Genomic DNA, 10,875 nt, shown 5'->3' on the forward strand with positions numbered 1-10,875 from the left:
CTGGAGACCGCATGACCGCCGAGACCGCACCGGTCGTCCTCACCCCCTGCCCCGACGGGCCGATCCTCGTGCGCGGGGACGTCGAGATCCGCGACGCCGCCGGACGCGTCGTCCCGCGCCGCCGCGCCACCGTCGCGCTGTGCCGGTGCGGCGCGTCCGGGATCAAGCCGTTCTGCGACGGCTCGCACAAGGCGATCGGCTTCCGCACCGACGACGAGGTGCCCCGCCCGCCGGAGCCGGTCCCGGCGCCCGGCGCGGCGCCCGCACCGCGGCGGGACGCGTCATGAGGATCTCCGTCCCCGCCCCCGGCGTGGCCCGCCTGGAGCACGCGTACGTCAACTGCTACGCGATCGCCGGCGACCGCGGGGTCACCGTCGTCGACGCGGGCCTGCCCCGGATGTGGCGCGCGCTCCCCCGGCTGCTCGCGGCGGTCGACCGCACGCCCGCGGACGTCCGCGCCGTCGTGCTCACGCACGCGCACTTCGACCACGTCGGCTTCGCCCGGCAGGCGATGCGCGACCTGCACGTCGACGTGTGGGTGCACCCGGCCGACGCCCGGCTCGCGGCGCACCCCTACCGGTACGTGCACGAGAACCCCCGCGCCGCGTACCCGATCCGGCACCCGCGGGCGGTGCCGATCCTCGGCGCGATGGTCGCGGCGGGCGCCGCCCGGGTGCGCGGGGTGAAGGTCGTCCGGTCGCTCGTGCCCGGCACGCGGCTGAAGGTGCCCGGCCGCCCCGAGGTCGTCGCCTGCCCCGGCCACACCGACGGCCACGTCGCGCTGCACCTGCCCGACCGCGGCGTGCTGCTGTCCGGCGACGCGCTGGTCACGCTCGACCCGTACACCGGCCGCACCGGGCCGCGCATCGTGGCGGGCGCGGCGACGGCGGACAGCGCGCTGAACCTCGCGTCGCTGGACGCGCTGGCGGCCACCGGCGCGGACCTGGTGCTGCCCGGCCACGGCGAGCCGTGGACGGGCGGGGCGGCCGAGGCGGTCCGGCTCGCGCGCGCGGCCGGACCGGCCTGAGCCGCACCCGCGCCGAGTGCCCAGAACCCGGCGGACATCCCCGGGCGAATCGGACCGGTTCGGTGGACACTCGGCGGCGGACCCGGCCGCGCGCCGGCGACGAGCCGGTGCGCGCGCGCGGCATCCCGCCTACGGTCGAGGGCGTGACCTCGTCCTCCGCCGACCGCGCCGACCGACCCGACGACCGCGGGCGACCCGCCCGGCACGGCGCCCGCCGCCGGCGCACCGGAACGGTGCCCGCGCCCGGCCGGACCGCGACCGGCACCCGTCCTGCCGGCGGCCGTCCGGGCGCCCACGAGGTGGACGCCGTCGTGGTCGGCGCCGGCCCGAACGGCCTCGCCGCCGCGGTGACCCTCGCGCGCGCCGGGCTGGAGGTCGTCGTGCTCGAGGCCCAGGACACCGTGGGCGGCGGCTCCCGCACCCTCGACCTCGGCCTCGCCCCGGGAGTGGTGCACGACATCTGCTCGGCGGTGCACCCGATGGCCTGGGCGTCGCCGTTCTTCCGGTCGCTGCGGCTGCACGAGCGCCTGGACCTGCTCACCCCGACGGCGTCGTTCGCGCAGCCGCTGGACGGGGGCCGCGCCGCCGTCGCCTACCGGGACCTGGCGCGCACCGCCGACGGGCTCGGCGCGGACGGTGCCGCGTGGCGGGCCACGTTCGGGCCGCTCGCCGACCAGTGGGAGGACGTCGTCGCGCTGGCGCTCGGCGACCACCGCAGCGTGCCCGCGGGTGCCACGCCCCGGTCCGCGGTGACCGCGGCGCGGTTCGCGCTCGCGGTGCTGCGCAACGGGCAGTCCGTGGTGCCGTCCGCGCTGCGGACCGAGGAGGGCGCCGCGCTGCTCACGGGGGTCGCCGGGCACGCCATCACGCCGCTGCCGTCCCTGGCCGCGGCGGGCACGGCCGTGCTGCTCACCACGCTGGCGCACGCGGGCCACGGCTGGCCGGTGGTCCGCGGCGGCTCCCAGGCGATCGTCGAGGCCCTGCTCGCGGACCTGGTGCGGCTCGGCGGGCGCGTCGTCACCGGTCACCCGGTCGCCCGGCGCGCCGACCTCCCGCCCGCGCGCACCTACCTGTTCGACACGGGGCCGCGGCTGGTGGCGCAGGTGTTCGGCGACGCGATGCCGCCGCACCTGGTCCGGGCGTACGCGGGCTTCCGGTACGGGAACGCGGCCGCCAAGGTCGACCTGGTCGTGGACGGCCCGATCCCGTGGGCTCACCCCGAGGTGCACCGCGCCGGCACCGTGCACCTGGGCGGCAACCGGGACCAGGTGGTCGCCGCCGAGCGCGAGGTCGGCCGCGGCCGGCACGCCGAGCAGCCGCTCACCCTGCTGTCGGACCCCGCGGCCCTCGACCACGGCCGGGTGTCCCGCGGCGTGCGGCCCGTGTGGGCGTACGCGCACGTGCCCGCCGGGTCGGACGTCGACCCCACCGAGGCCGTCGTGCGCCAGATCGAGCGGTTCGCCCCCGGGTTCCGGGACACCGTCGTGGCGTCCCAGGGCATCCCCGCGGCGCGGCTCGCCGAGCACGACGCCAACCTCGTCGGCGGCGACATCGCGGGCGGCGCGATCTCGCTCGTCGGGATGTTCACCCGACCGACCCCGCGCCTGGACCCGTTCGCCACGGGCGCGCCGGGCGTCTACCTGTGCTCGGCCTCCGCGCCGCCCGGACCGGGCGTGCACGGGCTGTCCGGCTGGTACGCCGCGCGGCGCGCGCTGCGCCAGGTGTTCGGGCGGGAGGACCCCGCGTCGTGACGCCCGGGCGGGCCGCGCCGCCCGCCGACGTCAGCCGATGACGCCCGCGTCGGCGAGCTGGTCCGCCAGCGCCCGTCCGTCCGGCGCGTGCACCGTCACCACCGAGGACCGCTCCAGCTCGTCCACCGCGCGCCGGGTGGCCGGCGTCGGCCCGGGCAGGCCGTTCTGCGCCACCTGCTCGGTCACCGACAGCTCGCGCACCGCGATCGCCGCGACCCGGCCCGGGTTCTCCGCCGCGAACGTCTCATAGACCTGCGGGTCGTGCTGGCCGTCGTCGCCGACGAGGATCCACCGCAGGCCGGGCAGCTCGTCGGCGAGCCGGCGGAGCGTGGCCGCCTTGTGCTCGCGCCCGGACCGCATCAGGGCGGCACCCGTCGGGCCGAGGTCCGTGAGCAGCAGCGACCCCTGCGGCAGGCCGACGCGGTGCAGGAACCGGGCCAGGGCGCTCGCGGTGTTCCAGGCGCCGGTGGACAGGTAGAACACCGGGGCGTCCGGGTGCGTGGCCGTGAGCCGCCCGTACAGCTCCGGCATGCCCGGGACCGGCTTGCGGCGGGCCTCGGAGCGGACCAGGAAGTTCCAGGCGGCGAGGTGCGGGCGCGGCACCATCGTCACGAGCACGGTGTCGTCGATGTCGCTGACGATGCCGTGCGTCGCCGACGGGTCCACGACCTGCACCGGGGCCGGGACGTCCCGGTCCTCCCCGACCGACAGGTAGAGCGTCTGCCAGCCCGGCTCGAGCGGGACGTCGAGCCAGGCGTCCAGGTAGCCGCCCCGGTCGGTGCGCGCGACCAGGAGGTCGGGGCCCTCGCCGGGCTGCGCGCGGACGTGCACCTCCGCGTCGGGCAGCTCGGCGGACAGCAGGTTGCGCCAGCCGCGCCGGGCCACGCTCCCGGGCGTCGGGGCGTCCGGCGCGGTGAGCAGCACCCGCGCGCGCACCCGGGACCGGTCGACGGTGCCGTACGACGGGTAGGCGACGACCCGCGGCGTGTAGCCGCGGCGGGAGAGCAGGCGGACGACGGCGGAGGTGACCCGGTCCTCCGCCCGGGCGGCGAGCGCGGCGATCGTGGGCATGCCGGTCAGTATCGCGGCGGTCCGCCCGGCCCGCGCGGCGGGGCGCCGACGTGCCGCGGGTCGCCCGGCGCCGTCACGTCGTCTCACCTCCCGCCGGCCGGTGGTCCGGCGCGGGAGGCCGGGGCTACCGTCGCCCGGACCCGAGCGACCGGCGAGGAGCAGCCCGCGTGACCAGCACCGCCCCCACCGACGACCTGACCGCTGCCGACGGCTGGCGCGCCTGGGCGGCCGCCCGCGACGCCGAGCTCGCCGACCCGCACGGCTGGCTCAGCCTCACCGCCCTGCACTGGCTCACCGGCACCCCTGCCGCCTACGACGACCTGCCGGGCCTGTGGTGGGCCGACGCGGCGGGCATCCACGTCGACCCGGCCGGCACCTCCGCGGCCGGGGCGCTCACCCTCGACGGCGCCCCGCTCGCCGCCACGACCGTGGTGTGGACCGCCGCCGGTGGCGCGGCGGGCGACCTCCGGGCGGGCGACCGGGTCCTGGAGCCCGTCGGGCGCGGCCCGCTGAACCACGGCGTCCGGGTCCGCGACCCGCACGCCCCGGCGGTCACCGCGTTCGCCGGCATCCCGCGGTTCGACCACGACCCGGCGTGGGTGCTGGCCGCGACGTTCGAGCCCGCCGACCCCGGCACCGTCGAGGAGACCGGCTCCGTCGCCGGCCGGGTGCGGCACCGCCGCGACGTCGCCGGGCACGTCCGGTTCACGCACGCCGGCGCGGAGCACGTGCTGCAGGTGGCCGGCGGCGCGCAGCCGACGATCTGGTTCCGGGACGCGAGCAACGGCGGCGAGACGGCGGCGTTCCGGGTGCTCGCCGTCGACCCGCGCCCGGACGGCTCCGTCGTCCTGGACCTCAACCGCGCGGAGAACGCCCCGTGCGCCTTCAGCGACCACGGGACCTGCCCGCTGCCGCCCGCGGGCAACACGCTGCCGTTCCCGGTGCGCGCGGGCGAGCGGCGCCCCACGGGGCGCTAGCACCGCGCCCGCTGGGCGCCGTCGCGACGGGGGGCAGGCACGACGACGACCCGGTCCGCGGCGCGCGGACCGGGTCGTCGTCAGCAGGTCAGGGCCTCAGGCCACCAGGTGCCGGTCGAGGCGGCCGCTCTTGCGCGGCGCGGTGCCCGGCACGACCGCGCCCGGCTGCACCCGCGACTCGGCCGCCACGACCGCGCGGGGCTCCAGGCGCGCGTCGGCGCCGATCTCGGCGCGCACGCCCACGGAGGCGCCGGCGCCGACCGTCGCGCCGCGGGCCAGGTGCACGTGCGACCCGACGGTCGCCGCCACCTCCACGCGGGCGCCGGGCTCCACCCAGCAGTGCTGCCCGATCCGGGCACGCGCCTCGACGCGGGCGCCCGGGTCGACCCAGGCGGAGTCCGCGACGAATGCCGTGTCGTCGACGACGGCCCCCTTGGCGACGAGCCCGCCGCCGTTGCCGTGACGCTGGTAGCGCACGACCGTGCCGTCCTGCATCTCGAGGTCTTCGTATCGCTTCTTCATCCTGCCCTCCCCAACGCCCGGGGCGGGCCCGGTGTTCCCGGCGGCACGAACTCGCGCGCGACCTCCGGGAACGCGCGGCCGTGCGGGGCCGTGGGCGCCGTGCGCACCGGGGCCGACCTGCGTTTACCCCCGGATGTGTGTTTGGTTCGGTCTGGGTTCCCCCGTTTTTGTTGACTTCGCGGTGTGTCGTCCGCCACAGTGGGGCTGCCGGGCACCGAGGCCCGACGCGGCGCCGCCACGGGCCGCACCTCGCCAGGACAGGACATCGCCGTCGTGTACCCGCCCGAGCGCCACACGCTGATCCTCACGACCGCGCGCGCCGCGGGCCGCGTCGAGGTGCAGCAGCTCGCCGCCGAGATGGACGTGACGCCCGAGACGGTGCGCCGCGACCTCACGGTGCTCGAGCGCATGGGCCTGGTGCGCCGGGTGCACGGCGGTGCCGTGCCCGTCGAGCGGCTCGGCTACGAGCCCGCCCTCGCGCAGCGCGAGCACGAGCTGGGCGCCGAGAAGGACCGGATCGCCAAGGCCGCGCTCGACGAGCTGCCCGAGGGCGGGTCCGTGATCCTCGACGCCGGCTCCACGACGGCCCGGCTGGCGGAGATGCTGCCCGCCGACCGCGAGCTCACCGTCGTCACCCACGCGCTGCCGGTCGCCACGGCCCTGGCCGCGCTCCCCCTCGTCACGCTGCACCTGGTCGGCGGCACCGTGCGCCCCCGCACGCTCGCCGCCGTCGGGTCCTGGGCCGAGCGGGCGCTCGCCGACGTCCGGGTCGACGTGGCGTTCCTCGGCACCAACGGGCTGAGCGTCGAGGCCGGGCTGTCCACGCCCGACCTCGCCGAGGCCACCGTGAAGCGCGCGCTCGTGGCCGCCGCGGCCCGCACCGTCGTGCTCGCGGACCACACCAAGGTCGGCCGCACCGAGCTCGCCGTCGTGGCGCCGCTCGGCCGGGTCGACGCCGTCGTCACCGACAGCGGCGTCGCGCCGGAGCTCGCCGACGAGATCGAGTCCGCCGGCCCGCGCGTCGTGCGGGCCTGAACCAAGGAGAGAGATGAAGGTCTTCCGCTTCTACGCCCCCGGCGACGTGCGCCTCGAGGAGGCGCCCGAGCCGACGCCGCAGGAGGGCGAGGTCAAGATCCGGGTCCGGGCCACCTCGATGTGCGGCACCGACGTCAAGATCTCGACGTCGGGCCACCTGCGCATCCGGCCGCCGCGCGTCATGGGCCACGAGATCGCCGGCGAGGTCGTGGAGGTCGGCGCGGGCGTCGAGGGCTGGGCGCCGGGCGACCGGGTCCAGGTCATCGCGGCCATCCCGTGCGGCGAGTGCGAGTTCTGCCGCGCAGGCGCCATGACGATCTGCCCGAACCAGGTGTCGATGGGCTACGACTTCGACGGCGGGTTCGCGCCGTACATGATCGTGCCGCGCGAGGTGCTGAAGGTCGACGGCCTGAACCGGATCCCGGAGAACGTCTCGTTCGCCGAGGCCAGCGTCGCCGAGCCGTTCGCCTGCGCGATCAACGCCCAGGAGATCATCGACGTGCACAAGGGCGACACGGTCGTCGTGGTCGGGTCCGGCCCGATCGGCTGCCTGCACGTCCGGCTGGCCCGGGCGCGCGGCGCCGAGAAGGTGGTCCTGGTCGAGCTCAGCCGCGAGCGCCTCGACCTCGCCGCCGCCGTCGTGCACCCGGACGTCGCGATCTGCGCCGCCGAGGTCGACCCGGTCGAGGCCGTCAAGGAGGCCACGGACGGGCGCGGCCCGTCGGTCGTCATCACCGCCGCCGCCTCGGGCGTGGCGCAGGAGCAGGCGCTGCAGATGCTCGCCCCGCAGGGCCGGCTCAGCCTGTTCGGCGGCCTGCCGAAGGACCGGCCGACCATCACCTTCGACTCCAACCTCGTGCACTACCGCGAGCTGGCGGTCTTCGGGGCGAACGGGTCCAGCCCCGAGCACAACCGCCAGGCGCTGGCGCACATCGCCGACGGGAGCGTCCCCGTCGCCGACCTCATCACCCACCGGCTGCCGCTGGACCGGGTCGCCGAGGGCATCGACGTCGTCCGTACGGGCGCGGGCATCAAGGTCACCATCGAGCCGTGACGACCCGCCGCGAGGCAGTCGCCACCCACCACGAAGGAGCAGGTCAATGAGGATCCTCTCCGCGCCGGGCCGCAGCGCCCGGCCGACCCCCCGCGACGGGGAGGTGTGAACCCCGTGTCCACCGCAGCCGCCACCACCGCCCCGACCCCGTCGCGGGGCAAGCAGGCCCAGGTCCGCGTCCAGCGGTTCGGGGCGTTCCTGAGCGCCATGATCATGCCGAACCTCCCGGCGTTCCTCGCCTGGGGCCTGATCACGTCGCTGTTCATCGCCGTCGGCTGGCTGCCGAACGGCATCCTCGGCGGGTTCGGCAACGCCGACGACCCGGGCAGCTGGCAGGGCGCCGCCACCCAGCTCGCGCTCGCCGACGACGGCACCACGTTCCAGCAGTACGTCGGCATGGTCGGCCCGATGGTGACCTACCTGCTGCCGATCCTGATCGCGAACGCCGGCGGCCGGATCGTCTACAAGGAGCGCGGCGGCGTCGTCGCCTCCATCGTGGCGGTCGGCATGATCACCGGCTCCACCGTGCCGATGTTCCTCGGCGCGATGGTCGTCGGCCCGCTGTCGGCGTGGGTACTGAAGAAGGTCGACTCGCTCTGGGCCGGGAAGATCAAGCCGGGCTTCGAGATGCTCGTCGACATGTTCACCGCGGGCATCCTCGGCGCCGCGATGGCCGTGGCCGCGTTCTTCGGGTTCGCGCCGATCATCACCGGCGTGTCCGACGCGCTCGGCAACGTGGTGTCCTGGATGGCCGACAACCACCTGCTGCCGCTCATGGCCGTGGTGGTGGAGCCCGCGAAGGTGCTGTTCCTGAACAACGCGATCGGCAACGGCGTCCTGGTGCCGCTCGGCGCGCAGGAGGTCGTGGAGCAGGGCAAGTCGCTGCTGTTCCTCGTCGAGTCCAACCCCGGCCCCGGCCTGGGCATCCTGATGGCCTACACGTTCTTCGGCATCGGGGCGGCGCGCTCGTCGGCGCCCGGCGCCGCGGTCGTGCAGTTCATCGGCGGCATCCACGAGGTGTACTTCCCGTTCGTGCTGATGAAGCCGACGCTGATCATCGCCGCCATCCTCGGCGGTGCGACCGGCATCGCGACCAACGTGGTGTTCGGCAGCGGCCTGCGCGGCCCGGCCGCACCGGGGTCGATCATCGCGGTGTACGCGGCGACACCACGTGACTCGTTCGTCGGCGTGACGTTGTCGGTGGTGCTCGCGTTCGTCGTCACCTTCCTGGTGGCAGCGGTCATCCTGCGGGCCTCGCGCAAGCGGGACCTCGCGGCCGGCGGCGGCGACCTCGCCGCGGCGATCGCCCAGACCGAGGCGAACAAGGGCAAGTCGTCCTCCGCGCTCGACGCCATGGCGGCCCGCCAGGGCGGCGCGGTGCCGACCGAGGCACCCACGGCGACCGGGGCCCCGGCGGGCGCGCCGGTGCGGTCGATCGTGTTCGCCTGCGACGCGGGGATGGGGTCGTCCGCCATGGGCGCGAGCATCCTGCGCGACAAGCTCAAGAAGGCCGGCCGCGGCGACATCACCGTGGTCAACAAGGCCGTCGCCAACCTCGAGGACGACGTCGACCTGGTCATCACCCAGCGCGAGCTGACCGACCGCGCACGGCGGCACGCGCCGAGCGCCCGGCACGTGTCGGTCGACAACTTCCTGTCGAGCCCCGTGTACGACGACGTCGTCCGCGAGGCCCGCGCGGAGACGGAGACGGCGGAGCCGGCGGAGAGGAGCACGACATGACGGAGCTGCTGAGCGCGGACCTGATCGTCCCCGCGGGGTCCGCCGGGTCGAAGGAGGAGGCCATCCGGGAGGCGGGGGCGCTGCTCGTCGCGTCCGGCGCGGTCGACCCCGGGTACGTGGACGCGATGCTCGAGCGCGAGCTGACCATCTCCACCTACATGGGCAGCTACCTCGCCATCCCGCACGGCACCAACGAGGCGAAGGGCGCGATCCACCGGTCCGCGGTCTGCCTGGTGCGGTACGAGGACCCGGTGGACTGGGGCGGCAACCCCGTGCGCGTCGTCGTGGGCATCGCGGGCGTCGGCGACGAGCACCTGTCGCTGCTGTCCCGGATCGCCCTGGTGTTCAGCGACGGCGAGCGCGTGCAGCGCGTGCTCGACGCCACCACCCGCGAGCAGCTGACGGCGGTCCTCGCGGAGGTCGAGCCGGCCTGACCCGCGCGCGGGACGCGTCCTGCGCGCCGAGTGCACAGGAGACGGGTCGAGTGCCTATCCGGCGGATAGGCACTCGACCCGTTTCATGGGCACTCGCGGCGACGGCGGGGGTGTCGGGACCGTGTGGCACGATCGGGCGCGTGCCCGCCGTCCCGTCCCCCGCGCCGTCCGCGGGCGGGGACGCCGACGCCGCCGGCGGCACCCCGGCGCCCGCCGGCGGCGCCGACGCCCCCGCCGGCGACTGGCGTGCCGTCCTCGACGGCCTGCTCGCCTGGGGGGACGCCGCCCCCGCGCCGCGCGCCCGCCGCGCCGCCCTCCAGGTCGAGCTCCGGGAGCTGACCCCGCGCACCCGCGAGCGCTGGAACGGCCCGGTGTCCCGCACCGCCGTCCCGCGGCGCCCCGGCGAGCCCGCCGACCCGGGTACCGCCGGGTACCGGCTGGGCGTCCGCCCGGTGACCCGCACCGACCGCGGCTGGGCCCGGGGCAGCGTCACGTGGGCGAACATCCCGCACATGCGCGCCCGGCTCGACCTCGACGCCGAGCAGCACCGCTGGTTCTGCCAGGTCGGCGCCCTGCACCGGGCCGCCGAGGCCCCCGTGCCGGGGCAGGACGCCGCGTGGGTCTACCTCGACGAGTTCGTGAACCCGGTGCTGTGGGACCTGCTCGACCAGGCCCGGGACCTCGGGATCGTGCTGGTCGGCTCGGGTGCGGGCGCCGAGGTGCGGCGCGGGGGCGAGGCACGGCTGGGGCTGGACGTCGCGCACGGCGCCGGCGGCCTGCGGGTCGCGGCGCACCTGACCGTCGACGGCGAGCCGTTCCACGTCGCGCACGCGCACCCGATCGGCGACCACGGCGTCTACGTGGTCGACCCCGCCCAGCCGCGCCGCGTCCTGCTGGCGCCGACGGCGGAGCCGCTGGGGCCGCAGCAGCTCGCGCTGCTCGGGGACGCGGCCGGCGGGCGCACGGTCGCGGACGCCCTGCGTGCGGGGGTGCTGGTCCCCGAGGACCAGGCGGGCCCGTTCCTGCGGGACCACCTGCCCGCCCTGCGCGCGGGGCTGGACGTCGCGAGCGCCGACGGCTCGGTCGTGGTCCCGCCGCCGGCCCCGCCGACGCTGGTGCTCACCGTCCGGCACCTGCCGGGCCGGGTCGTCGACCTGGCGTGGCGCTGGGACGGGTCCGCGCGCTCGGGCCCGGCACCCGACCCGTGGGACCTCGTGCCCGCCGACCTCGTGCCCGGCGGCCGGCCGGACCCGGCCGCCGGGCA

At 76.8% G+C, this 10,875-nt stretch carries 11 protein-coding genes; 9 read left to right on the plus strand and 2 right to left on the minus strand.

All coding sequences use genetic code 11. From position 1 onward, the window contains the following. The first annotated feature begins 11 nt into the window (after positions 1-11). From G6556_RS13155 to G6556_RS13165, 3 genes are all read left to right on the plus strand, one after another. Complete coding sequence (locus tag G6556_RS13155; RefSeq protein WP_166942081.1) at positions 12-287, plus strand: CDGSH iron-sulfur domain-containing protein; 276 nt, start codon at positions 12-14, stop codon at positions 285-287. Further along, the gene (locus tag G6556_RS13160; RefSeq protein WP_166942084.1) at positions 284-1,027 is read left to right on the plus strand and encodes an MBL fold metallo-hydrolase; all 744 of its coding nucleotides are present in this window, start codon (positions 284-286) and stop codon (positions 1,025-1,027) included. Before G6556_RS13155 ends, G6556_RS13160 begins: the two co-directional genes overlap by 4 nt. A 299-nt stretch (positions 1,028-1,326) precedes the next feature. Then, positions 1,327-2,778 carry an NAD(P)/FAD-dependent oxidoreductase gene (locus G6556_RS13165; protein WP_166942103.1) on the plus strand — a complete coding sequence of 484 codons (1,452 nt, stop codon included), beginning with the start codon at positions 1,327-1,329 and terminating at the stop codon, positions 2,776-2,778. Between the two features lie 30 nt (positions 2,779-2,808). Here the strand turns inward: G6556_RS13165 and G6556_RS13170 are convergent, their stop codons facing one another. Beyond that, on the minus strand, positions 2,809-3,849 hold the full coding sequence (locus G6556_RS13170) for a phosphatase domain-containing protein (protein ID WP_166942087.1): 1,041 nt from the start codon (positions 3,847-3,849) through the stop codon (positions 2,809-2,811). Positions 3,850-4,016: 167 nt separating this feature from the next. Between G6556_RS13170 and G6556_RS20245 the strand changes: the two genes are divergently transcribed. After that, positions 4,017-4,826, plus strand: coding sequence for a DUF1684 domain-containing protein (locus tag G6556_RS20245; protein ID WP_166942090.1), 810 nt, complete (start codon positions 4,017-4,019; stop codon positions 4,824-4,826). Positions 4,827-4,922: 96 nt separating this feature from the next. On the opposite strand, the gene G6556_RS13180 is transcribed toward G6556_RS20245, so the two are convergent. Continuing rightward, the gene (locus G6556_RS13180; RefSeq protein ID WP_166942093.1) at positions 4,923-5,348 is read right to left on the minus strand and encodes a transferase; all 426 of its coding nucleotides are present in this window, start codon (positions 5,346-5,348) and stop codon (positions 4,923-4,925) included. Positions 5,349-5,621: 273 nt separating this feature from the next. Here G6556_RS13180 and G6556_RS13185 point away from each other — a divergent pair, with 273 nt between their 5' ends. From G6556_RS13185 to G6556_RS13205, 5 genes are all read left to right on the plus strand, one after another. Further along, positions 5,622-6,383, plus strand: coding sequence for a DeoR/GlpR family DNA-binding transcription regulator (locus tag G6556_RS13185; protein WP_166942106.1), 762 nt, complete (start codon positions 5,622-5,624; stop codon positions 6,381-6,383). A gap of 13 nt (positions 6,384-6,396) precedes the next feature. Then, positions 6,397-7,437, plus strand: coding sequence for a zinc-dependent dehydrogenase (locus tag G6556_RS13190; RefSeq protein WP_147796524.1), 1,041 nt, complete (start codon positions 6,397-6,399; stop codon positions 7,435-7,437). A gap of 207 nt (positions 7,438-7,644) precedes the next feature. After that, entirely contained in the window at positions 7,645-9,177 is a 1,533-nt protein-coding gene (locus G6556_RS13195; protein ID WP_166942109.1) for a PTS mannitol transporter subunit IICB, read from the plus strand. Beyond that, positions 9,174-9,611 carry a PTS sugar transporter subunit IIA gene (locus G6556_RS13200; protein WP_166942096.1) on the plus strand — a complete coding sequence of 146 codons (438 nt, stop codon included), beginning with the start codon at positions 9,174-9,176 and terminating at the stop codon, positions 9,609-9,611. Before G6556_RS13195 ends, G6556_RS13200 begins: the two co-directional genes overlap by 4 nt. A 140-nt stretch (positions 9,612-9,751) precedes the next feature. Beyond that, on the plus strand, positions 9,752-10,875 hold a 1,124-nt coding region (locus tag G6556_RS13205; protein WP_166942099.1), incomplete at its 3' end, for a hypothetical protein.

Source organism: Cellulomonas sp. IC4_254 (assembly GCF_011603975.1).
Classification (GTDB): domain Bacteria; phylum Actinomycetota; class Actinomycetes; order Actinomycetales; family Cellulomonadaceae; genus Cellulomonas.